At 67.4% G+C, this 21,983-nt stretch carries 19 protein-coding genes; 12 read left to right on the top strand and 7 right to left on the bottom strand.

The features are described 5' to 3' along the window. The first annotated feature begins 1 nt into the window (after window position 1). Both dusB and aroD read left to right on the top strand, forming a co-directional pair. Window positions 2-1,294, top strand: a complete 1,293-nt coding sequence (dusB, locus tag O3669_RS02115; RefSeq protein ID WP_371523452.1) for a tRNA dihydrouridine synthase DusB — start codon at window positions 2-4, stop codon at window positions 1,292-1,294. A gap of 12 nt (window positions 1,295-1,306) precedes the next feature. Further along, window positions 1,307-2,128, top strand: coding sequence for a type I 3-dehydroquinate dehydratase (gene aroD, locus O3669_RS02110; RefSeq protein ID WP_295968448.1), 822 nt, complete (start codon window positions 1,307-1,309; stop codon window positions 2,126-2,128). 479 nt (window positions 2,129-2,607) lie between these two features. Here the strand turns inward: aroD and O3669_RS02105 are convergent, their stop codons facing one another. Continuing rightward, window positions 2,608-4,641: a glucose PTS transporter subunit IIA gene (locus tag O3669_RS02105; RefSeq protein WP_371523451.1), complete on the bottom strand. Its 2,034-nt coding sequence runs from the start codon at window positions 4,639-4,641 to the stop codon at window positions 2,608-2,610. Window positions 4,642-5,085: 444 nt separating this feature from the next. Between O3669_RS02105 and O3669_RS02100 the strand changes: the two genes are divergently transcribed. The 3 genes from O3669_RS02100 to O3669_RS02090 are packed head-to-tail and all read left to right on the top strand — an operon-like array spanning window position 5,086 to window position 8,892. Beyond that, window positions 5,086-6,390, top strand: coding sequence for a deoxyguanosinetriphosphate triphosphohydrolase (locus tag O3669_RS02100; protein ID WP_315284055.1), 1,305 nt, complete (start codon window positions 5,086-5,088; stop codon window positions 6,388-6,390). A gap of 45 nt (window positions 6,391-6,435) precedes the next feature. Beyond that, window positions 6,436-8,406: a DNA primase gene (gene dnaG / locus O3669_RS02095; protein WP_314770305.1), complete on the top strand. Its 1,971-nt coding sequence runs from the start codon at window positions 6,436-6,438 to the stop codon at window positions 8,404-8,406. 6 nt (window positions 8,407-8,412) lie between these two features. Next, window positions 8,413-8,892, top strand: coding sequence for an S-ribosylhomocysteine lyase (locus tag O3669_RS02090; protein ID WP_295968113.1), 480 nt, complete (start codon window positions 8,413-8,415; stop codon window positions 8,890-8,892). Between the two features lie 106 nt (window positions 8,893-8,998). Here the strand turns inward: O3669_RS02090 and O3669_RS02085 are convergent, their stop codons facing one another. Further along, window positions 8,999-9,511: a hypothetical protein gene (locus O3669_RS02085; RefSeq protein WP_371523450.1), complete on the bottom strand. Its 513-nt coding sequence runs from the start codon at window positions 9,509-9,511 to the stop codon at window positions 8,999-9,001. Window positions 9,512-9,602: 91 nt separating this feature from the next. Between O3669_RS02085 and O3669_RS02080 the strand changes: the two genes are divergently transcribed. The 3 genes from O3669_RS02080 to O3669_RS02070 all read left to right on the top strand — a co-directional run bounded on the left by O3669_RS02080 (window position 9,603) and on the right by O3669_RS02070 (window position 11,386). After that, entirely contained in the window at window positions 9,603-9,845 is a 243-nt protein-coding gene (locus tag O3669_RS02080) for a type II toxin-antitoxin system Phd/YefM family antitoxin (RefSeq protein ID WP_295921740.1), read from the top strand. A 2-nt stretch (window positions 9,846-9,847) separates the two neighbouring features. Next, window positions 9,848-10,108, top strand: a complete 261-nt coding sequence (locus O3669_RS02075; RefSeq protein WP_371523449.1) for a Txe/YoeB family addiction module toxin — start codon at window positions 9,848-9,850, stop codon at window positions 10,106-10,108. A gap of 129 nt (window positions 10,109-10,237) precedes the next feature. Then, complete coding sequence (locus tag O3669_RS02070; protein ID WP_371523448.1) at window positions 10,238-11,386, top strand: branched-chain amino acid aminotransferase; 1,149 nt, start codon at window positions 10,238-10,240, stop codon at window positions 11,384-11,386. 83 nt (window positions 11,387-11,469) lie between these two features. Here O3669_RS02070 and O3669_RS02065 read toward each other — a convergent pair whose 3' ends face one another. After that, a complete protein-coding gene (locus tag O3669_RS02065) occupies window positions 11,470-12,375 on the bottom strand; it encodes a LysR family transcriptional regulator (RefSeq protein ID WP_009057105.1) in 906 nt (301 codons plus the stop codon). An 88-nt stretch (window positions 12,376-12,463) separates the two neighbouring features. Here O3669_RS02065 and O3669_RS02060 point away from each other — a divergent pair, with 88 nt between their 5' ends. The 4 genes from O3669_RS02060 to manA all read left to right on the top strand — a co-directional run bounded on the left by O3669_RS02060 (window position 12,464) and on the right by manA (window position 18,303). Beyond that, window positions 12,464-13,525 carry a YeiH family protein gene (locus O3669_RS02060; protein WP_048677357.1) on the top strand — a complete coding sequence of 354 codons (1,062 nt, stop codon included), beginning with the start codon at window positions 12,464-12,466 and terminating at the stop codon, window positions 13,523-13,525. A 119-nt stretch (window positions 13,526-13,644) separates the two neighbouring features. Continuing rightward, window positions 13,645-15,246 (top strand): ABC transporter ATP-binding protein/permease, encoded by a 1,602-nt coding sequence (locus O3669_RS02055; protein ID WP_371523447.1) that lies wholly within the window; start codon window positions 13,645-13,647, stop codon window positions 15,244-15,246. Then, window positions 15,243-17,003, top strand: a complete 1,761-nt coding sequence (gene cydC / locus O3669_RS02050; RefSeq protein ID WP_371523446.1) for a thiol reductant ABC exporter subunit CydC — start codon at window positions 15,243-15,245, stop codon at window positions 17,001-17,003. The genes O3669_RS02055 and cydC overlap by 4 nt, the downstream gene beginning before the upstream one ends. Window positions 17,004-17,085: 82 nt before the next feature. Further along, window positions 17,086-18,303: a mannose-6-phosphate isomerase, class I gene (manA, locus tag O3669_RS02045; RefSeq protein WP_295918515.1), complete on the top strand. Its 1,218-nt coding sequence runs from the start codon at window positions 17,086-17,088 to the stop codon at window positions 18,301-18,303. A gap of 216 nt (window positions 18,304-18,519) precedes the next feature. Here manA and O3669_RS02040 read toward each other — a convergent pair whose 3' ends face one another. The 4 genes from O3669_RS02040 to O3669_RS02025 are packed head-to-tail and all read right to left on the bottom strand — an operon-like array spanning window position 18,520 to window position 21,976. Then, on the bottom strand, window positions 18,520-19,212 hold the full coding sequence (locus O3669_RS02040) for a type 1 glutamine amidotransferase (protein ID WP_371523445.1): 693 nt from the start codon (window positions 19,210-19,212) through the stop codon (window positions 18,520-18,522). Between the two features lie 33 nt (window positions 19,213-19,245). Then, window positions 19,246-20,319 (bottom strand): hypothetical protein, encoded by a 1,074-nt coding sequence (locus tag O3669_RS02035; RefSeq protein WP_371523444.1) that lies wholly within the window; start codon window positions 20,317-20,319, stop codon window positions 19,246-19,248. Then, the gene (locus O3669_RS02030) at window positions 20,316-20,948 is read right to left on the bottom strand and encodes an ABC transporter ATP-binding protein (RefSeq protein WP_295918520.1); all 633 of its coding nucleotides are present in this window, start codon (window positions 20,946-20,948) and stop codon (window positions 20,316-20,318) included. The genes O3669_RS02035 and O3669_RS02030 overlap by 4 nt, the downstream gene beginning before the upstream one ends. Further along, on the bottom strand, window positions 20,933-21,976 hold the full coding sequence (locus O3669_RS02025; RefSeq protein ID WP_371523443.1) for a hypothetical protein: 1,044 nt from the start codon (window positions 21,974-21,976) through the stop codon (window positions 20,933-20,935). Before O3669_RS02025 ends, O3669_RS02030 begins: the two co-directional genes overlap by 16 nt. Window positions 21,977-21,983: the final 7 nt, after the last annotated feature.

Raw genomic sequence — 21,983 nt, 5'->3', positions numbered from 1 at the left:
CGTGGGGCCGCTGCGCCTGTGGACACCCGTCGTCCTGGCCCCCATGGCCGGGGTGACGGACGTGCCCTTCCGACGCCTGTGCCGCATCATGGGCGAGTCGGGCCTGCCCGACCACCTGCGGCCCGTCGGCATCCCCTCCTGGGCAGCCGAGTCCGGGCAGTCGGCCACGGCCTCGTCCCCGAAGAACCCCGGTGAGACTGCTCCCGGCGAGACCACCACCGAGCCGCGCCACGTCGCCATCCCGCGCGTGGACGCGCCCGCCGGCCTGTACGTCACCGAGATGGTGACCAGCCGCGCCCTCGTCGAGGAGAATGAGCGCACCCTGGAGATGGTGCGCCCCGACCCCGCCGAGCGCGTGCGAAGCCTGCAGCTCTACGGCGTCAACCCAGCCGTCATGGCGAAGGCCGCGACGATGCTCGTCGAGCGCGACCTCACCGACCACATCGACCTGAACTTCGGCTGCCCCGTCCCCAAGGTGACGAAGAAGGGCGGGGGAGCGGCCCTGCCCTGGAAGCGCGATCTCTTCACCGACCTCGTGGGTGCCGTCGTGCGCGCCTCACGCGAGGCCGGGGAGCGCGCGGGGCGCGAGATCCCCGTGACCGTCAAGATCCGCATCGGCATCGACTCCGAGCACGAGACCGCGACCGACGCGGCGCTGACTGCGCAAAAGCTCGGCGCCGCCGCGCTCACCCTGCACGCGCGCACCCAGAACCAGCACTACGCGGGACGCGCCCACTGGGACGAGATCGCGCGCCTGAAGGACCTGCTCGACATTCCGGTCTTTGGTAACGGCGACGTCTTCGAGGCCGCCGACGCCCTGGCCATGCTGGAGCGCACCGGCTGCGACGGCATCAGCGTCGGGCGCGGCGCCCAGGGACGCCCCTGGATCTTCCGCGACATCGTCGCCGCCTACCACGGTGGGACGATCCCGCCCGGCCCCAGCCTCGCCGAGGTTGTCTCCGTCATCGAACGTCATGCCGCCTGGTGCGTCGTTGAACAGGGCGACGAGGGGCGCGCACTGCGCGAGATGCGCAAGCACATCGGCTGGTACCTGCGCGGATTCGCCGTCGGTGGCCCCCAGCGCCACGCGCTGTCCATGGTCTCCACGCTCCAGGAGCTGCACGAGCGCCTCGCGGACCTCGACCTCGATCAGGAGTTCCCGCCCGCCGCACGCGGACCGCGCGGCCGAGCCGGCGGCGAAAAGACCCCCCACCTGCCCGACGGCTGGCTGGACCACCCCTACCTGACAGATGCGGAGCGCTTACGCCTGCACCTGGCTGAAATCGGCTACTAAAGCGAAGGAATCATGTCGTACCCATCGACGCCCGACCCCGACCCTGCCCCTAGCCTCGTCACCATCGGGCGAGCCGCCAAGAAAGCGACCCTCGGCGCGCGCACCCAGGTGATCGTCCCCGTTGGCGGAGATGCGCACTCCCTGAGCGAGCAGGTCGGTGCCCTGGCCTCCTGCTACGCCGACATCGTCGAATGGCGCGCCGACACCTACCTGGCCTCCCTGGTGGGATCACACTTCGTCGCCGCCAGCGAGGTCGCCGACGACCTGGTGCGCATGGCCCGCTACGTCGCGGACGCCTCGCCCCTGCCCGTCCTGGCCACCATCCGCACCTCCGTCGAGGGCGGCGAGGCCTTCCTGGACGACGAGGAATATTGCGCCCTCGTGCGCGCCCTTGCGCCCCTCGTCGGCGGCGTCGACGTCGAGATTTCGCGCGACGGGGCGCCCGCCCTCATCGAGGACGCCCACGCGGCCGGATCCCTCGTCATCGGATCGTTCCACGACTTTGACGCGACCCCCAGTGACGACCAGCTGGCCGAGGTGCTGGCCGACATGAACTACGCGGGCGCGGACGTCCTCAAGTTCGCGTGCATGGCCACCAGCGCCACCGACGCCGCCCGCGTCATCGGCGCCCAGGCGTGGGCGCGCGAGGCCTACGACCGTCCCGTCATCGGCATCGCCATGGGCCCCTCCGGCGCCCCCACGCGCCTGGTCGGATCCGCACTCGGCTGCGCGGCCACCTTCGCGACCCTTCCGGGGAGCGAGGGCAGTGCGCCCGGCCAGTTCACCATCGAACAGGTTCGAACGGTCCTCGACATCATCGAAGCCCAGCGCTAAGCGCCGTCCCGCCGAGCCCTGGGCACCGTCCCGCCGAGTCCTGGGCGCCGTCCCGCCGAGCTTTCCGCAACCATCGCAGCCCAACATGATGGTTCCTCGAAAATGTCGCACGTAATTTCCCCGGGTCAGTTTTCGACATGGCGCACAAACGTTGGAATTGCAATACCCCTATTTCAATGTATGAAAGGTTGACAGGGAAATTACGTGCGACATTGTTGGGGAACCGTGCGGTGTGGCCACACCCGGGCGGGCCGCCCAGCACCAACAAGCTAAGAAACAAGACAAACCTCACCACCTGGGACCCGCAGCAAGACAAACCACCTGGGACCCGCAGCAAGACAAACCACCTGGGACCCGCAGTGAGACGGCATGTTCTATACCCCTAAGTGTGCTTAGCGTCGGTTGAACACCCGGCGGATACACGTGTGGGGGCGGGCCTCGTGGCCCGCCCCCACAGCGTCAGCGAAACGCCGGGACGCTCACGCCTCCTTGGGCGCAACCGTCACGACGGTGTCGTCGATGCCGACAGCGCCGGGTGCGGCGGGGGTGATCGTGCCGAACTTCTTCTTGTTCGTCACGACCATCGGGGTGATGGTGTCGTAGCCAGCCTCGCGGATGACATCCCAGTCGACCTCAGCGAGCACGTCGCCGCGGCGCACGACGTCGCCCTTGGCGACGCGAGGCGTGAAGCCCTTGCCGTCCAGCTTGACGGTGTCCATGCCGATGTGGATGAGGACCTGGACGCCGGAGGCGGACTTGAGGCCGTAGGCGTGGCCGGTCGGGAAGGCAACCGTCACCTTGCCGTCGCAGGGGGCGACGACGACCGCGTGAGCGGCGGGGGAGACCGCAATGCCGGGGCCGAGCGCGCCGGCGGAGAAGGCCTCGTCGGCCACGTCCGAAAGCGCAACCAGCTCGCCCGCCATGGGGGCGGTCAGGGTCAGGTCAGCCTTGGCCTCGTCGCTGAACTCGGGAGCAGCGGGAGCAGCGGGGGCGGCGGCAGCCGGGGCAGCAGCGGCGGGGGCGGCGGAGACACCAGCATTGAGCGCAGCCTTCTTCTCGCGTGCCTCAGCCTTCTGCTCCTTCGTGCGGTAGTCGAACAGCACGACCATCAGGAACGCGGTGATGAACGCGGCGGCAATACCCAGGCCGTAGACGGCCGTGGGGGTGAAGACGGGGATCGTCAGCAGCGAGGTGAATACGAAGGTGTTCGTGGTGACGCCGTTACCGATACCGATGACCAGACCGCCGACGACACAGCCGGTGAGCATGAGCGGGTAGATGCGCTTGAAACGCAGGTGGATACCGTACAGGGACGGCTCCGAAATACCGCCGAAAAGACCGGCGGCGAGGGCACCGGACGCGGTCTGGCGCATATCGGTGTCGCGGTCGCGGATCGACAGGAAGAGCACGCCGGCGGTGGCGCCGAAGCAGGCGAAGTTCCACGCGCCCATGGGGCCCTGGATGAAGTCCGAGCCGGTCGAGGCGATGTTGGCCAGCTGCAGGGCGTTGAGGGGCCAGTGCAGGCCGAGCGGCACCAGGAAGGGGTAGATGATCGGGATGATGATCGCGAAGAGGATGGGGGCGTGGCCGTTGAGCCATGCCAGGCCGCCACCCAGGCCGTTGCCGATCCAGATCGACAGGGGGCCGATCAGGAAGGCCGTCAGCGGCATGATGATGATGAAGGAGATGAAGGGGACGAACACCATCTGAACGTTCGAAGGAACGATCTTCTTCAGGCCCTTGTAGACCAGAGCCAGGATCGGGACCATCAGCAGCGGCACGAACACCTGGCCGCCGTAGTCGGCCAGCTGCAGGGGTAGAGAGCCGACATGGGTGACGCACTGCTCGGAGCCGAGCGCGGTGGTCGTACAGGTCGTCTCAGCGAACGAGGAAGCGTTGCTCAGGCCCATGAAGTTGGGGGTAAGCAGTGACAGGATGACGGCCGTGCCGACCCACGGGTCGATGTCCAGCTTCTTGGAGGCGTTGTAGGCGACCATGGCGGGCAGGAAGTAGAAGACCGCGCGCCACATGGAGTTCACGTAGCCCAGCCACGCGGGGATCGTCTCCGCGCGCGTGTCGACGACGCCAGTAGAGTCGAGGACCGCGAGGAACGCCAGGATCAGGGATGCGCCGAGGAGGACCGGCAGGAGGGGGCGGAACGAGTCAGACAGGTACTCAAAGAACGCGTCGACGAGAGCATTCTTGCCGCGCGCCTTCGCGCGGGCGGCGGCCTTCACATCGTCGTTGGAGGCGGCAGCGGCGCCACCGGCCATCGACGGCAGGTTATTGATCTCGTTGAAGACGGACTGAACGGCGCCGCCGATGACGATCTGGTAGCGGTCGCCCGACTGGGGGACAGCTCCGAGAACGCCGTCGATGGCCTCGACCGTGTCCTTGTCGACGACGGAGGCGTCGCGCAGCTCAAAGCGGAGGCGCGTGGCGCAGTGGGTAAAGTGAGTGATGTTGCCGGGACCACCGACCGCATCGAGGATTTCCTGTGCCGTGTTGGACACGGGGGACTCCTTCCATGGATGAGATTCGACGCTGAATGCGACTCTTGACAATTAGCATGTTTGAACAAATGAGGAAAGCTCCGCCGGGGTATCTCACAGTAACAATTTGGTAAATTTTCGACATCTGCTGCAACGAGGTCGCGGCAGGTGAGCAAAAACGCTGAACGGGTGTTTCTTTTCAATGCCTTTCATTCCAGATCAAAACCCATTGGGGCCTTCTCGTAATCTTCTCATCCCCTTCTTTCTTTGACCGGACATTCTTGGTGTCAGAGATTAATGAGGAAGAGGTGGCCTCATCGTGATGAGGCCACCGTCCGTGCGGTTCTATCGCTCATACACCTCGGGCCACGCGGGGCTTGCCGAGCACCGATCACGGACGAGGCCGTGGCGCCGGCGCGGGTTCGGCGTCCCGACTGAGGTGGGTGGGGCGCGTAAAATGGGCCCGTGAACGAGTTTTCTTTGGCAATTCCCGGTGTTGACGGCGGTGACGCGAAGGCCCCGTACAGCCCGGCCGATTCTGAGCGCTGGGTGCCCGAGGACCACAAGTCTTCGGCGCGCACCGAGTTTGAGCGCGACCGTGCGCGGATCCTGCACTCCTCAGCGCTGCGTCGCCTCGGCGAAAAGACGCAGGTGCTGGGCCCGATTTCGGACGATTTCGTGCGCACGCGCCTGACCCACTCCCTCGAGGTCGCCCAGGTGGGCCGCGAGCTCGGCAAGGAACTGGGGGCTGACCCGGACGTCGTGGATGCGGCGTGCCTGTCTCACGACCTCGGGCATCCGCCTTTCGGGCACAACGGCGAGCGCGCTCTGGATGCGGCGGCCGCCTCGATCGGCGGGTTCGAGGGCAACGCCCAGACCCTGCGTGTCGTGACGCGCCTAGAACCCAAGGTGATCGGCGCGGGAGGCGTGCCCGCGGGCCTGAACCTGACGCGCGCGACCCTGGATGCGATCTGCAAGTATCCGTGGGTGAAGTCTGGCGGGCCGGACCTGGCCAAGTCGACGCGCAAGTTTTCGGTCTACCCGGACGATGCGCCCGTGTTCGCCTGGATGCGTCAAGGGGCCCCGGCCGGGCGGCGCTGCCTGGAAGCCCAGATCATGGACCTGTCGGACGACATCGCCTACTCGGTGCACGACATGGAGGATGCGGTCGCCACGCGCAAGCTTGACCCCGCCGACCTCTTCGACGACGCGCACTGCGCGGCGGTCGTGGCCTCGACCCTGGACTGGTACGGGCCCGCGGTGGCGCGCTCGGACCTGGAGGACGCGCTCGAACGCATCGTCTCCATGCCCGTGTGGCTGCGCTCCTTCGACGGCTCCTACGTCTCGCTCGCCCACCTCAAGGACGCGACGAGCGAGCTGATCGGACGCTTCTGTTCGGCGACCGTGGAAGCCACTCGCGAGACTTTTGGCACCGAGCCGCTGGGCCGCTACCGCGCGGACCTGGTGGTGCCGCGGCAGGTGCGCGCCGAGATCCAGATCCTCAAGGGCATGGCCGTCCACTACGTCATGAGCCCGCGCGAGACCGAGCCCGTCTACTACCAGCAGCGCACGCTCTTGGCCGACCTGGTTGACGCCCTGTACGAGGCCGGGGCTGACGCTCTCGAACCGGTGTTCGCCGCGCAGTGGCGGGCAGCATCGGACGACGGGGTGCGCCTGCGCGCGGTCATCGATCAGGTTGCCGCCCTCACCGACGTGTCGGCCTCCACCTGGCACGCCCGCTGGTGCGGGATGCTCTCTTCGCAGCTCTGAGCGTGATCGGACGCAGACGTGGGCGGGCGTCGGTAGACTGAGATCATGGCGGGTCTGATTCGCAAGGACGATATCGAAGCGGTACGTAACGCAGTGAAGATCGACGAGATCATCGGCGAACACGTAGCGCTGCGACCCGCGGGCATCGGCTCCCTCAAGGGGCTGTGTCCCTTCCACGATGAGCGTACCCCCTCCTTCAACGTGCGCCCCCACCTGGGCATGTTCCACTGCTTTGGATGCGGCGAGAGCGGCGACGTCATCTCCTTCGTGCAAAAGATCGACCACCTGCCCTTCACCGAGGCCGTGGAGATGCTCGCGCAAAAGGCGGGGATCACCCTCCACTACGAGGAGGGCGGCACCCGCGTGCGCACGGAGGAGCCGGGCAAACGCCAGCGACTCCTGGACGCCCACCGCGTCGCCGAGGAGTTCTACTGCAAACAGCTGGGGAGCAAGGAGGCCCACAAGGGCCGCAAGTTCCTGGCGGAGCGCGGATTCAACCAGGCGATGTGCGAGCATTTCGGGGTCGGCTACGCCCCGGCCTCGTGGGACGCCCTCACCCACCACCTGCGCTCCAAGGGCTTCACCGACCAGGAGATCCAGATTGCGGGCCTGGGGTCGAAGGGCAACCGCGGCGTGTATGACCGCTTCCGTGGCCGCCTCGTGTGGCCGATCCGCGACATCACGGGGGCGACGGTGGGCTTTGGCGCCCGCCGCCTGGACGATAACGATAAGGAATCGCCCAAGTACCTGAACACCCCCGAGACCCCGATCTATAAGAAGTCTCAGCTCCTGTACGGCTTGGACCTGGCGAAAAAGTCGATCGCGACCGGGCACAAGGTCGTCATCGTCGAGGGCTACACGGACGTCATGGCCGCCCACGTCGCCGGCGTGACGAACGCCGTGGCCACGTGCGGCACCGCCTTCGGGTCCGAGCACGTGCGCATCATTCGGCGCCTGCTCGGCGACCACGCGGATCCCGCCGCCGGCGTCGTGCTTTCCAGCGGGCGCGCGCATGGCTCGGAAGTCATCTTCACCTTTGATGGCGATAGCGCCGGGCAAAAGGCGGCGTTGCGCGCCTACGGCGAGGATCAGAACTTCGCGGCGCAGACCTTCGTGGCGGTGGCGCCGGGCGGCCAAGACCCGTGCGACCTGCGCCTGTCCCAGGGCGACCAGGCGATCGTCGACCTGGTGAACTCGCGCATTCCCCTTTTTGAGTTCGCAATCCGCTCGGTCCTGTCCCAGATGGACCTGCGCAGCGCCGAAGGGCGCGTGCAGGGCTTGCGAGCCTCGGCGGGCATCGTCGCGCACATCAAGGACCTGGCGCTGCGCGCCGAGTACACGCGCCAGCTGGCGGGGTGGCTGGGCATGGACATGCGCACGGTCGAGCAGGCGATCCGGGCGGCGGGCCGCGTCGAGGTCATCGCCCCCGAGCCGCGCCCCGGCGAGATCGAGATGGCCGGCGCCGGGCGCCCCGCCCCCACTCAGGCGCGGCGCGGGCCGGAGGATCCGGTCACCCGCGTCGAGCGCCAGGCCCTCGAGGCCGTCTTGCAGCACCCGCTCTACGTCGTCGGCTCCGGGTTCGAGGAGCTCGACGGCCAATCCTTCACTGTGCCCACGCATCGCGCCGTCCACGACGCGATCCGCGCGGCCGGTGGCCTGGATGCTTTCACGCAGATGATGCGCCAGGCCGAGGCCCACTTCGGCCCCGGCGACAACGCGACGCTGGCGGCGTCGCGCCACTTCGTCCAGGTCGTCCTCGACGCGGCGGGTGAGTTTATCGGCCCTGCCGTCACCGAGCTGGCGGTTTCTCCTCTGCCCGTCGCGGGCGAGGCCGACGTGCGTTCCTACTGCCGCGGCGTCGTCGCCGCGATGGTCCGTATGGACCTGACGCGACAGTTAGGTGAAGCACGTGCGGCCCTGTCACGCATGAATGAGGAGGATCCGCAGTACTCTGAGGTTTTCCGATCGCTCATGCGATTGGAACAACGCCGGCAAAACTACACCGAAAGGGATTAATACACCATGGCAGAAGTGGAGAGCTTCACTCTGGACCACACAGCCGTGAAGGCGCCCTACGTGCGCCTCATCAACGTGGAGGCCGGCCCGAAGGGCGACCAGATCTCGAATTTCGACGTGCGCTTCCTCCAGCCCAACAGCGGCGAAATCCCGACCTCCGGTCTGCACACGATCGAGCACCTGCTCGCCTCTCTGCTGCGCGACCGCATCGACGGCGTTATCGACTGCTCGCCGTTCGGCTGCCGCACGGGCTTCCACCTCATCATGTGGGGGACCCCCACCGTCAAGGAGGTGACCGCGGCTATCGCCTCGTCGCTGCACGCCATCGCCGAGGAAGTGACCTGGGAGGACGTTCCGGGAACGGACGTCTACTCCTGCGGCAACTACCGCGATCACTCGCTGTTCAGCGCGCGCGAGTGGGCGCGGACGATCCTCGAGCAGGGTCTGTCCGTCGACCCCTTCGAGCGCGTCTTCATCGTTCACTGATCGAGACACACAATAGTCCGGGGCCCAGCCGAAAGGTGGGCCCCGGACTCATCTGTGCGGGGGCGTTGCGTCAGGGGCGAGCGCACACCCGCCACGGCCTCGCCTCTTAGTCCAAGCCGACCGCGTCGCGCACGCTGGCCTCGAGGGCGTCGGCCTGGCGCTGAGCGGCCGCGTCGAGTGGGCCGTCGGCCGTCAGGATGGAGAACAGGCCGTCTGGTCCCCGGCGTACCCACGCCGTGATCGTCGTTCCGGCGTCGGTGTCCGCCTGGGCGAACATGACGATGGAGCGGTTGACGTACTCGCTGACCTGGCGCATGAACTCGTCCGGGTCCCCCTGGCTGCGCCCAGCCAGGGCCGCGCGGGCCGGGTCCACCCACTCCAGCGCGAAGAGTTCGCCCTCCGCCTCCCAGCGCGCCCGCGCCACGTCGTACCAGGGGAAGAGCTGGGGCGTGGCATCGCCCTTGCTCTTCTCGCTCTCGTTGGACGAGGCCTCGGCACCGAAGACGTACAGGCCCGACTTTGCGGCCGCCATCCAACGCCCGTCCTCCAGCTTCAGGCCGGGGGAGCGGCGCTCGCGGGTGGGCAGGGCGGAGGAAAGAGAGTCAGGCAGAGTCGTCATGCGTCGATCGTATCCTTTCGGCAAAAATCATGCGCACAGACCTATGCGTACGCAAAAGCGTACGTTATGATGGGAGTGGAAAGGAACAATCATGACTGCTGTGAGTGCTACCGCGGCCCGCTCAGACCTGTACCGGCTCATCGACACCGTGAACGAGGACTCGACACCCATCACGATCACCGGCCGTCGTGGAAACGCCGTTCTCATCGGCGAGGCAGACTGGTCCGCCATTCAGGAAACCTTGTATCTGCAGGGGATTCCCGGAATGTCGGATAGCCTGAAGGAAGCCGCTCGCGAAGATCTCGACGACGCCCTCGATGACGTGGAGTGGTAGCGATGTGGCGGGTCGTTTTCTCCAAGCAGGCCGCGAAGGATGCGAAGAAGCTCTCCGCCAGCGGACTCAAGGCGAAAGCTCAGAGCCTCATCGAGGTTCTGACTGAGGATCCGTTTGCGACGCCTCCCCGCTACGAGCGCCTCGTCGGGGATCTCGCAGGTATGTATTCCCGCAGGATCAACATTCAGCGCAGGCTTGTCTACGAGGTCTTCGAAGAGGAACGCATCGTCCGCGTCCTGCGCATGTGGACCCACTACGAGTGAGACGTCCTGCGGGTGAGAACGTCCACAGGGAGCGGGGGAGTGGGTCACATGCCGAAACCAATCGGCCACAATGCGGACGGCGGGCATATTCTGGCTTCATATTTGTGAAAAACCACGACAGGAGACCTCATGGCATCGACGCAGCACACCCCCACGGAACTTGAGGCTGCCGGCGATCTGGTACTTCCCGCCGCCGACGAGCTGGCCGGTCGTTTTCCCCTGACCCCCAACGCTCACCCGGCGACGCCGGAGGAGTACAACGAGATCATGTCGACCCTGGCCTTCGGCAAGAAGTTCACGGACCACATGGCCCACATGCGCTGGACCCGCGAGGGCGGCTGGGAGGACCGCGAGGTCATTCCCTACGGCCCCCTGAACCTCAACCCGGGCGCCTCCGTCTTCCACTACTGCCAGTCCGTGTTCGAGGGCATCAAGGCCTACAAGCGCGAGGACGGCTCCGTGTGGACCTTCCGCCCCGGCTACAACGCCGCGCGCCTGAACCACTCGGCCCGCCGTCTCGCCCTGCCCGAGCTGAGCCGCGAGGACTTCGTCGCCTCCCTCGTGGACTACGTGCGTGCCGACGTGAAGTGGGTTCCAGGCGTGGATGGCTCGTCCCTGTATCTGCGTCCCTTCATGTTCGCCTCCGAGGAGTTCGTGGGCGTTCACCCCGCGGGCGTCGTCGACTACTACGTCATCGGCTCGCCCTCTGGCCCCTACTTCAAGGGCGGGCTGTCGGGCGTGGCCATCTGGGTGGAGCGCGAGTACCACCGCGCCGGCCCCGGCGGCACCGGCAGTGCCAAGGCGGGCGGCAACTACGCGGCCTCCCTGCTGCCCCAGATCCAGGCCGAGGCCAAGGGCTTCTCCCAGGTCTGCTTCCTGGACACCTACGAGGGCAAGTACCTCGAGGAGCTGGGCGGCATGAACATGTTCGTCGTCATGGCCGACGGAACGATCCGCACCCCCGAGCTCACCGGCGTCATCCTCGAGGGTGGCACGCGCAGCGCGATCCTGCGTCTTCTGCGCGACGAGGGCGTGGACGTGCGCGAGGAGAAGATCGCCCTGTCCGAGGTCGTGGATGGCATCCGCTCGGGCGCGGTCGCCGAGGTCTTCGCCTGTGGCACGGCCGCCGTGGTCACCCCGATCACGCGCCTGGGTGGCGACGACTTCGACGTGGAGATCGAGGTGGGGGACAAGACCCGCGAGATCCACAAGCGTCTCACCGACATCCAGTGGGGCCGCGCCGAGGACCCCTACGGCTGGACGTACCGCCTGGTCTGAGCTTGATTGCTTGAGGGAGCCACGGCCTCGTCGATTGCACGAGGCCGTGGCTTCTTTATGTGGTCGCGATGCAAAATTGGTCGTTACCGGTCAGTTCGCGCGATGACGTCCAGGAAGTCCCGTATGTGAGGGGGCGGAGTCGTCCCGGCCCAGATGGCGGTGAGCGGGCGGGTGATCTGGAGATTGTTGATCCGAACTCGCACGAGTCGGCCGGCGCGGGCGTCCTCGGACACGGCGAGGGAGCTCAACGCGCCGGGGGCTATGCCGGCCATAATCGCGCTGCGAACGCCGAGCGTGGTCGTCAGCACGGCTGCGGGCTCGGCTGCGAGGGGAAAGCCCGCCTCGGTGAGGGCGTTCTCGAGCGCTTGTCGGGTGCCGCTGCCGGTCTCGCGGAGCACCAACCCAGTGCCCGCCAGTTCACGGACGGACACCCGGCGGGTCTTCGCCCATCGGTGACCGTGCTGCACAACGACTTCGATGGTGTCGTAAGCGACGGTGACCGACCGGAGGCCGGCGGGAACGACAGGGGTCTCGACGAGCCCGAGGTCTGCGGTTCCCTCGCGTATGGCCTCGACGACCGTGCTGCTGTTGGCGGCTGTGAGTTGAACGACCGGGCCGTCATTGCCGTGAGAGATGCGCCACCGGGCGATCCAATCCGGTAGGAGGTGTTCTGCGATCGTGAGGCTCGCGGCGATGCGCATCATCTTCCCGCGATCCGTGCGGAGCGAGTTGACAGCATCCGAGAACTCGTCGGCCGCTGTCAGCAGCGTTGTTCCCCAGCCAACAACCAGCTCGCCTGTCGGAGTCAGTCGGGAGCCCCGTGCGGAACGCACCAGCAGTCGCATGCGCAGATCTTTTTCCAGGTTCCGGATGCGCAGAGATATCGCCTGCTGACTCACGCCCAACTGCGCGCTTGCCGCCGACATGCTGCCTTCCTTCGCGACGAGCGCCAAGACTCGCAGTGCCTCCAAGTCCGGCTCGTAGTGCATCTTCCGCCTCCCAGCCACAAGCATAACTTGTATAGCGGACCGTATCTGCCTCTACTCGCGCAAGCGAGTCCCAGGGAACAATGGATGCATGACACAGACACAGAACATTGCAACTGCCCGACCGGAACACACGCTGCTTGCCCGAGTCCGCGCGCTCCTGCCCGGGCTTGTCCTCTGCCTGGCCGCGGCCGGAGCATCGTACGGGGTCAGCCTGCTGCTGCCGGGAGTCAGCCCGCTCATTATCGCGATCGTGCTTGGCGTACTCCTGGCCAACGTCGTCCGGCTGCCAGCAGCGGCCTCCGACGGCATCGACTTCTCCGCGAAAAAGCTCCTGCGCGCCGGCATCGTCTTCCTCGGACTCCAGCTGGTACTGACCGACATCCTCGACCTCGGAGCCCCAATGCTGGTCGTCGTCGTGTGCATTGTCGCCGGCGGTCTGCTCGGCACCGTTCTCCTGGGGAGGCTGCTGCGGGTTCCATCCGGGCTCTCGCTGCTCATTGCCTGCGGATTCTCCATCTGCGGTGCGGCAGCCGTGGCGGGCGCGGCAGGGGTCACCGACCCGGACGACGAGGCCGAGGAAGACACCATCACCGCGGTCGCCCTCGTGGTGATCTTCGGAACGCTGATGATTGCCCTCGTCCCACTGCTCACGAACCTGCTTGGCCTGGGCTCCGAGACGGCCGGGATGTGGGCCGGGGGTTCCATCCATGAAATCGCGCAAGTCGTCGCGGCCGGAGGCATCATCGGCGGCGGAGCGCTCACGGTCGCGGTCATCGTCAAACTCGCCCGAGTGCTGCTGCTCGCCCCGGTCGTGGCCATCCTCAGCATCCGGGAGCGCCGTCTCAGTCGTACGGCAGGCGAACCCAGTCAACAGAGGTCGAGTTCGAAGCTGCCGCCCATCGTCCCGCTGTTCATCATCGGGTTCATCGCCATGGTGCTCCTGCGTTCCTTTATCCCTCTGCCGGACTTCGTGCTGACGACCGGCGGGCTGCTGCAGACAGGGTTGCTGGCTGCAGCGATGTTCGGACTCGGCTGCGGCGTCAAGATTCGGAACCTCATCAAGGTGGGCCTCAAGCCCTTCGCCCTGGCCGCGCTCTCCACCCTCCTCGTCGCCACCATCGCCTATTGCGGAGTCACCCTCGCCGGCTGAACATGGCTCACCAGGGCGTCACTACGCGCCGCAAACGGTCCAAAGTGACAGTAGTGTCAGAACCAAAGTAAGGGTATCCTTCTCTATATACTCGTGTGTGTCGTGTTGATAGGAGAACCATGAAACGCGCGATAGTTGTCCTCTGCTCGTGGGCGTCTGCTCTGTGTCTGGCGCTCGCCTATCTGGCGATCGGCTGGGGCATTGACGAAGTTGTCGGTGGACATTCGTGGTCGACGTGGTGGCTCGCCCTGGCCGGCGCCCTCGCTTCCGGCTTCTTTGCGTGGGCGGTGAGCGCGCTCGGCGCGACGGTGATGAAGCAGCTGGAACCGAGCCTGCGCCATTCGATGATCCGCCAGGTCTTCGCCCTGGGGCCCTCGCAGCGCACGAACGAGCGCGCGGGCCGCGTCGTCAACTCGGCGACCGACGGCGTTGAGCGCGTGGCCGCCTACAAGGGCATCTTCCTGGCCCCCATGATCGCCTCGCTGACCACGCCGATCCTGGTTGTCGTCTTCGTCGCTCTGGTTCTCGACCCGGTTGCCGCAGGCTTTCTGGCCATCGCGATCCCGTTGGTCCCGATCTGCGTCATAGGCTTCCGTAAGGCCTTCAAGCCGGTGTCCTCGCGCTACCGTCACGCCTCGCGTCAGCTGGCCGCCAAGGAGCTCGACGCCATCCAGGGCCTGGGCGATCTGGCCCTCATGAACGCGGGCAAGGACATGGGTAAGCGCCTCGCTGAGGCAGCCGAAGAGGTCCGCTCGAAGGTCATGAGCTACCTGGCCGGCAACCAGCTGATCCTCCTCGTCATCGACTCCGTCTTCTCCCTGGGCATGATCACCGGCGCGATTGCGCTGGCCCTCATCCGCTACCAGCAGGGGGCGCTGTCCGTCGGCGGCGCGCTCTCCCTCGTGCTTCTCTCCTCGATCATGCTCGACCCGCTGGATCGCATCGGCCAGTTCTTCTACATCGGCATGGGCGGCATGGCGGCCAACAAGGAGATCAAGAAGTTCAACGCGCAGGTCCCGCCCGTGCTCGACGCGCCGGACGTCAAGGCCCCGGCCCTGCCGCCCGCTCCCGGCCAGATCCGCCTGTCGGACGTCTCTTTCGCCTACACCCAGGGCACGCCGGTGCTCGCGGGCGCCGACTTGACGCTCGCCCCCGGCGAGCACGTCGCCCTGGCCGGGCCCTCCGGCGCCGGAAAGTCCACGATCTCCGCGCTGTTGCAGGGCTACCTACGTCCACGCTCCGGGCAGGTGAGCCTGAACGGCGTCGACCTGGCGACCGCGCCCCTGTCCTGGGTGCGCGCCCAGAGCGCCGTCGTCGAGCAGACCACCTATCTTTTCTCCGGCACGCTGCGCGAGAACCTGCTCCTGGCGTCCCCCACCGCCACGGACGATCAGCTCATCGAGGCCCTGCGCGCCGCGCACCTGGGTGAGTTCCTCGACACGCTGCCCGGCGGGCTGGACGCACGCGTGGGTGCCCGCGGCCTGGCCGTGTCCGGTGGCGAGGCCCAGCGCATCGCCATCGCCCGAGCGTTCCTGAAGAACGCGTCGATCATGATCCTGGACGAGCCGACCGCGCACGTGGACCTGGCCTCCGAGCGCGAGATCCTCGCCTCCCTGGAGACGGTGTGCGCCGGGCGCACCACCCTGACGATCTCTCACCGAGACGCCACGATCAAGGGCGCCGACCGCGTCGCGACGCTCACGGAAGGAACGATCCGATGACCCGCAGGCAACTCTCCCTCCGACTCCTGTCGATCACGCGCCGGGTGCTGCCGCCCCTGGCCGCCTCCATCGCCGCGCGCATCGTCTTCCTGATGATCGGCATCGGCCTGTTCGCCCTGGGCGGCTGGGCCGTCGCAGCCCTGGCGTCGGGCGGAAGCGCGTGGGGCATCCCCCTCGTCATCGGCGTCGCCGTTGGCCTGAGCATTTTCAAGGGTCTGGCGCGCTACCTTGAGCAGTTCGCCGGTCACTTCGTGGCCTTCCACTCCCTGGCGATGCTGCGCAACTACTTCTACGACCAGCTCGAGCCCCAGGCTCCCGCGGGCACGGATCGCCTGGATTCGGGCGACATCATGAACCGCGTGACCAAGGACATCGACCGCGTCGAGGTCTTTTTCGCCCACACGCTGGCCCCCGTGACGACGGCGATCATCGTCCCGATCCTGACCCTGGCGTGGATGGGGACCTCGGTGTCGTGGACCCTCGCCGCCGTCCTGTTCCCCTTCCTGCTGGTCGTCGGCGCCGTCATCCCCTTCCTGGGGTCGGCATCGACCGCCCGCGCGGCCCGTGAGCTGCGCGAGGCCCGCGGGGCGATCGCAGCCCACGTGACCGACTCCGTGCAGGGCGTGCGCGAGGTCCTCGCTTTCGGCGCTCAGGAGCGCCGCGAGGCCGAGATGAGTGCGATCGAGGAGCGCATCGACTCTGGCCTGGGCGTCCAGGGTCGCTGGATTGCCCTGCGCCGAGGCCTCAACCAGGCCGCTGTTGCCGCGGGCGTCGTCACCGTCGCTTTTGTTGCAGGCTCCGAGTACCTCGCCGGGGCGCTGACCCTGCCCCAGGCGGGCATGGCCATCGGCATCGCGATGGGTTCCTTCGGCCCGGTCCTGGCGGTCGAAGAGTTCGCCGCCGACCTGGACCAGGCCTTCGCATCGGCAGCCCGCGTCTTCGCGATCACCGACCGTGCGCCGGTCGTCGCCGACCCGGCCGACCCCAAGCCGCTGACCCCGGGCGACATCGAGATCACCGACGTCACCTTCGCCTACCCCCTCGAGGACACCGGGATACAGGCCCCGACCGTCCTGGACGGCGTGAGCATCCACATCCCCGCGGGCAAGCGCACCGCGATCGTGGGCGCCTCCGGTTCGGGCAAGTCGACCCTGGCCGCGCTGCTGACCCGTACCTGGGACCCTGCCTCGGGCACGGTCACCATCGGCGGCACCAACGTCGCCGAGGTCTCCCTGACCGACCTGCGCTCCACGGTGGCCTACGCGCCCCAGCGCCCCTACCTGTTCAACGACACGCTGCGCGCCAACCTGGTCCTGGCGGCCCCCGGCGCCAGCGACGAGGACCTCACGCGCGCCCTGGCCGCCGTCGACCTCACCGACTGGCTGGCCAGCGAGAAGGACGGCCTGGACACCGTTGTCGGCGACATGGGCGAGCGCCTCTCCGGCGGCCAGCGCCAGCGCCTGGCCCTGGCGCGTGCTCTCCTGCGAGATGCTCCCATCTACATCCTCGACGAGGCCACCAGCCAGGTCGACCCGGCTACCGAGGCGCGCGTGCGCGCCGGCATCGCCCGCGTCGCCGGCGACGCCACGATCGTCGAAATCGCCCACCGCATCAGCGCCGTGCGCGACGCCGACCTGATCATCGTCATGGACGCTGGCCGAGTCGTCGAGACCGGCACGTACGCCGAGCTGCACGCCCGAGGCGGCGCGCTCGCCGCACTCGAGGCGCGCGAAACCAACGCCCAGCCCAGCGCCTGACAGCACGCAACGGACGCGGGGGAGGAGGCCCAGGCCTCGTCCCCCGCGTCTTTGTGTGCCCGGTCGCGATAGGATGCGACCTATGGAAAAACTGATCGGCTGGACAAAAGCTGACGCGTGGGGCTCCACGAACGCGATCCCTGAGTTCCTGGGCGCTGCCGCCGGGGACGATCCCGTGTCTGAGGTGTGGTTCGGCACCCACCCGGATGGCCCGACGCTGCTGACGAGCGGGGACACGCTCGCGGAGCACATCGCGGCGGACCCAAAGCGCGCGCTGGGCGGCGGCCTGCTCTACGCCTTCGGCTCGACGCTGCCGTACCTGGCGAAAATCATCGCGCCCGCCCAGACCCTGTCCCTGCAGGTGCATCCGACGAAGGAGATTGCCCGCGAGGGCTACCTGCGCGAGGAGGTCCTGGGGATTGAGCGTACGGATCCTCGACGCGTCTACCGGGACATGAACCATAAGCCGGAGATGATCTACGCGCTCACGGAGTTCAGCGCGCTCGTGGGCTTTCGCGTGCCGCGCAAGGCGCGCGAGCTGCTCGTGGGCCTGCAGGGTGAGCTGGCCGAGCGCCTGCGGCATCGCCTGAAGCTCTCGACGGTACGCGGTGGCCTGCGTTCGCTGGCGACCTGGCTCCTCGATGAGGATTCCCCGGCGACCCCCGAGCGCATCGAAGAGTTCGTGGAGTCGTGCCGCTCCCGCCTGGCGTCGGGGAATTCCCCCTCGCCGCGCACCGACACGCTCGTGAGCGTCCTGGGCGAGAAGCATCCCGGGGATCCCGGCATCATCGTCGCCTTCCTCATGAATCCGGTGTCGCTGCGTCCCGGTGAGGCCGTCTACATCCCGCCGCGCCAGATTCACGCCTACCAGTCGGGCCTGGGCATCGAGGTCATGGCCTCCTCCGACAACGTCGTGCGCGCGGGCCTGACTCGCAAGTACGTGGATTCCGCCCAGCTCGTCGAAATCACCGAGTTCTCAGCGCTGCCGCCCGTGCGCGTGGCCCCCGAGCATCCTTCCTCCACGACGGACCGCTTCCTGGCGCCCGCCCAGGAGTTTGAACTCTCCGTGACGACGCTTGCGCCGGGCATGTACACCTCGCGCGTCGACGAGGTCGCCGTGCCCGGGGAGGGGCCGCGTATTATCATCGCGACCTCCGGGTCCATCACCCTGCACGTGAGCGAGGAGCAGGGCGGGGACAGTGTGGAACTGAGCCGCGGCCAGGCCGTATTCATCTCGGCGGCCGAGCGCCGCGTGTGGGCGTACGGAACGGGCTCGTTCGTGCAGGTTGCGGCCCCCTGACCGCCTGACGCGGGGAGTATCGACGAGGCCGTGGCGGGCTTCGTTGTCAAGCTGTCCCACGTGGTGGTCTTGGTTCCTGAAAAAGCTACTTGGCTCGCTGAGTTTTGCCCTAAACTAGATGCAGGGCCTCAACTCCGCTCGCTGCGATGAGGTCCGATTGTCAATCGCAGTGCGGGCACCGCGTGGGGGTGCCCGCACTGCGATTCTGTGTGTGCCTTAGAAGACGCCGCTGACCCAGTCGGCCAGGGTCTTGCAGGTGGATGCCAGCTCGCCCTCGTGAGCGTCGTATCCGGCCACGATGTCCTCGGTGTCGACGTCCTCGTTGTTGACTGCCCACACGGTCGCGGTCTCGCGCGTGACCTCCGGGTGGAATTGGACGCCCAGGGCTGTGCCGTAGGAGAAGATCTGCGTGTATTTGTCCGAGCGCGCCCACTCGCGCGCGCCGTGGGGGAGTTCCACGATGGCGTCGCCGTGGTCGGCGAACACCGTGTGGGTTGAGGCCAGGGCCATGCGCAGGGGGACGGCTCCGCCGCCGCCCGCCTGGTCGTTCGTGCCCCAGGCCAGGGAGATGACGCCGTATTCGGGGCCCGCCGGGTCAGCGACGCTGACGCGCCCGCCGAAGGTCGCGGCAATCAGCTGGGCGCCCAGGCAAATGCCGAGCACTCGGATATGTGCGGCGACGCAGCGGCGCACGAGTGTGCGTTCTGCTTCCAGCCACGGGCACGCCTCGTCGTCGTAGGCGTTGGCCCGGCCACCCAGCAGGATGAGGGCGCCCGGCAGGGGAGCGGCCGCCAGGTCCTGGAGGCGCTGCGGGTCCTCCCAGGCGCGCACCACCTCGTGACCGCCGAGGAAGGCGGACAACTGACCCACCGGAACGATCGGGTCGTTTTGAATCACGAGGACGCTCATACACCAATTGTAGTCGCGATCACGCGCTGATACCTACCGGCCCTTGAAGAAAGTGAACAGCTGGCGCTCGCGGATTATCAGGGAGGCAATCACGACCCCGATGAGAGTCCACGACGCGGCACAGACACCCTCGGTAGCGACCAAACGCATGAGATCGGAGCGATCCCCGGGCGCCGCTCCGCTCAGGATCGTGAGGCATATGCCGGACGTGAGGATGCATGCGCCGCCCACCCACGCCACGGCCTCGAACAGTTGGAGGACCGTCGTATCCGATCTGCGGAGCCCAGCGTGCAGCGCCGAGGCGATCTCGAGGCGACGCCACCACGTAGCGGCAGCCCCGGTGGCGGCGCCGATGGCGCTCGCGGCGATCCACGCCCACCAGGTCGGCCTCTGCCGCAGTCGCCCCGCCGCGTCGAAGGTCGTCCCGCGCGAAGGGTTCATGGCCATGACCTGGGCGTTCTGATCGTCGCTTCCAACGAGGGCTGAGCGCACCAGGGCATCGACGTCGTCGCTGTGCGGCCAGGATTCGTACCAGCACTCATCGAAGGTCCCCGTCGCGGGTACGGGGGCAAGAGCCGCGTAGGCGTAGCCGGGACGGCGCCCGTCGTTTTCGTCCCACGGGTAGGTGCCCGCGACCTCGGCCTGCCCGTGTGCGAGGGGAAGAAGGGTTCCTTGAGGGGTGCCGAGGTCCTCGGCTACCTGCTCAGGGAGCAGAATTCCCGTCGGATCGGCCGTTGTTGTCCCCAGGAGAGAGACGGTTCCAGGCGTGACCTCGTACAGGGGCAGCGACGAGGCCGGAAGGGCGAGCGGGGACAAGCCGGATTCGACCGAGCGAACGGCTCCTGCGCGCACCCCGGGGATTCGCGACAGCGCATCGCAGGCGGCCCCGTCGATGCTGCCTTGCGCTTGGAGGACTCGCACTGATCCCAGATGGGCACGAAAAGAGGCCGCCTCAACGCTGAGGGAACGAAGCGAGAACGCATCGGCGCAGATCGCGCCTCCGACCAGGGCGGTGGCCAGAACAGTCAGCAACCCGACGCGGGCCGTCCCGCTCAGGCAGTCCCTCCAGGCCTCGGACAGGAGTGCGCGCCACGAGAGTGTGCTCATCGCTCCTCCTCCTCCTGGAAGCGGGCGAGGTCAATGACGGCGTCGCACTGCGCGCGAATCGACGGATCGTGCGTCGCGATCACGACGCTCACCCCGTCCTCGCGCAGAGAGCCGAGCGTGGAGGCGATGTCACGAGCCGTGGACTGATCAAGCTGCGCGGTCGGTTCATCCACGAGGAGCAGGGTGGGGGAGCATGCGAGCCCGCGCGCGAGGAGCACACGCTGAGCCTCGCCGCCCGACAGATCACGAAAAGAGCGCTCCGCGAGATGCGCCAGGTTGAAGGCATCAAGGAGCCGGTTCGCCTCGACATCGGCCTGCGCCCGGCTCATGCCGCGGGCCAGCAGGGGCAGCGCCACGTGGTCAATCGCGCTGCGTGCGCGAACGCCGAATGGGTTCTGGAAGACCCACGCAATGCGGGGCTTCTGCTCACCAGGCGGACGGGGGACGCTGATCGTTCCCTCGGCTGGAGTCTCCCATCCCGCCATCAGCGACAGCAGGGTTGATTTGCCAGAACCGGACGGGCCGATGATGGCGGTGAGGGCACCGTCCTCGCAGCGGGCGCTCAGACGGCGAAAGAGCCACGGGCTTGCGGCGAACCTGTGCCCGACGTTGTCTAGCTCGACGGACATGAGCGTCCCTCGACGGCGGTGTCGACGGCGGAGAGCGGGGTCGTTGGCAGGACGTAGGTTCGGCCGAGCTGAGAAGACACGATAGAGACGGGGATCGGCGTGCCGTCCTCAAAGACGCACGCGTTCGTCGCGTCTCCGATCACTGAGGACGGCGGGACGACCGTGACGGTGATGGGGGCGGCGAGCTTCCAGGAGACGGGCAGCTGAACGGGTCCATCGCTGCTCGGGGCGGAGCGGACGAAGTCCGTGTATTCGCGCGAGGACAGGATCGTCGCTGTCAGGGTGGGGTCGGCGATGACGCCGTCAGCGGGAACGGGGTAGTCCGTCTCCCCCAGCGTGATGACGTGGTCCGCGGGATAGGCGTCCGGTGGGACGGAGAGGCGCAAGGCGTCGCGGGAGTCCTCAAGGGCGAGGAGAACAGTGCTCGTATCGACGCTGTCACCCAGGTGAACGGGGACCGACGAGGGGGTGACGGTCGGCGCGGGAATCCACAGGACGTGAGAGGCCTCGATGCGGGAGGGGACACCTCCGGCTCCGTCGTTCACGCCCATCGCCGAGGCCAGGGCCGCTCGCGTGGAGGCCGTGACCCGCTGAGAATCTGCGGGAGCCGCATAGCCGAGTCGTGCAAGCTCAGCGTTCAGGGCGCCGATATCGGGTCCCGCGGCTCCGTCCACCACGTCCTGATAGAGCGGGGTGGATAGGGCTAAGGCAAGAAGGGGCAGGCCATCGATCTCGCAGGGAATAGAACCTGACGTGATGGGAGTTCCCGGTGCTGCCTGGAGGGCCGTGATGCGCCCGGCGATGGGGGAGGTAAGTTCGTGAGGCGAGGCCGGGGGAATCGTGAGGGTGAGGGAGCGTGTATCGGTGAACTCGCGGGTGGTGACGGGGACCGTCGATGGAGCAGATGACGATGCCAACGAGGCCGGGGTGGGCGGCGAGGCAATGAGGATACCCGCGCTGACCCCACCCGCACCGGTGATGAGAGCGACAAACGCGGTGAGGGCGAGCCAACGGCGAGAAGATGCCATCTCAACT

It is taken from the genome of Pauljensenia sp. 20925_1_34 (assembly GCF_041432775.1).
GTDB lineage: Bacteria > Actinomycetota > Actinomycetes > Actinomycetales > Actinomycetaceae > Pauljensenia.
Note: the sequence above shows the minus strand (reverse complement) of the source record. Positions and strands in the feature narration are given on the sequence as shown.

Bases quoted from the DNA above. Each gene is read 5' to 3' on its own strand.
- O3669_RS02065 (WP_009057105.1), bottom strand. From the start codon at position 12,375: ATGCACTACGAGCCGGACTTGGAGGCACTGCGAGTCTTGGCGCTCGTC.
- aroD (WP_295968448.1), top strand. From the start codon at position 1,307: ATGTCGTACCCATCGACGCCCGACCCCGACCCTGCCCCTAGCCTCGTC.
- O3669_RS02060 (WP_048677357.1), top strand. From the start codon at position 12,464: ATGACACAGACACAGAACATTGCAACTGCCCGACCGGAACACACGCTG.
- O3669_RS02035 (WP_371523444.1), bottom strand. From the start codon at position 20,319: ATGAGCACACTCTCGTGGCGCGCACTCCTGTCCGAGGCCTGGAGGGAC.
- O3669_RS02030 (WP_295918520.1), bottom strand. From the start codon at position 20,948: ATGTCCGTCGAGCTAGACAACGTCGGGCACAGGTTCGCCGCAAGCCCG.
- O3669_RS02085 (WP_371523450.1), bottom strand. From the start codon at position 9,511: ATGACGACTCTGCCTGACTCTCTTTCCTCCGCCCTGCCCACCCGCGAG.
- cydC (WP_371523446.1), top strand. From the start codon at position 15,243: ATGACCCGCAGGCAACTCTCCCTCCGACTCCTGTCGATCACGCGCCGG.
- O3669_RS02070 (WP_371523448.1), top strand. From the start codon at position 10,238: ATGGCATCGACGCAGCACACCCCCACGGAACTTGAGGCTGCCGGCGAT.
- manA (WP_295918515.1), top strand. From the start codon at position 17,086: ATGGAAAAACTGATCGGCTGGACAAAAGCTGACGCGTGGGGCTCCACG.
- O3669_RS02080 (WP_295921740.1), top strand. From the start codon at position 9,603: ATGACTGCTGTGAGTGCTACCGCGGCCCGCTCAGACCTGTACCGGCTC.
- O3669_RS02090 (WP_295968113.1), top strand. From the start codon at position 8,413: ATGGCAGAAGTGGAGAGCTTCACTCTGGACCACACAGCCGTGAAGGCG.
- O3669_RS02040 (WP_371523445.1), bottom strand. From the start codon at position 19,212: ATGAGCGTCCTCGTGATTCAAAACGACCCGATCGTTCCGGTGGGTCAG.
- O3669_RS02025 (WP_371523443.1), bottom strand. From the start codon at position 21,976: ATGGCATCTTCTCGCCGTTGGCTCGCCCTCACCGCGTTTGTCGCTCTC.
- O3669_RS02055 (WP_371523447.1), top strand. From the start codon at position 13,645: ATGAAACGCGCGATAGTTGTCCTCTGCTCGTGGGCGTCTGCTCTGTGT.
- dnaG (WP_314770305.1), top strand. From the start codon at position 6,436: ATGGCGGGTCTGATTCGCAAGGACGATATCGAAGCGGTACGTAACGCA.
- O3669_RS02075 (WP_371523449.1), top strand. From the start codon at position 9,848: ATGTGGCGGGTCGTTTTCTCCAAGCAGGCCGCGAAGGATGCGAAGAAG.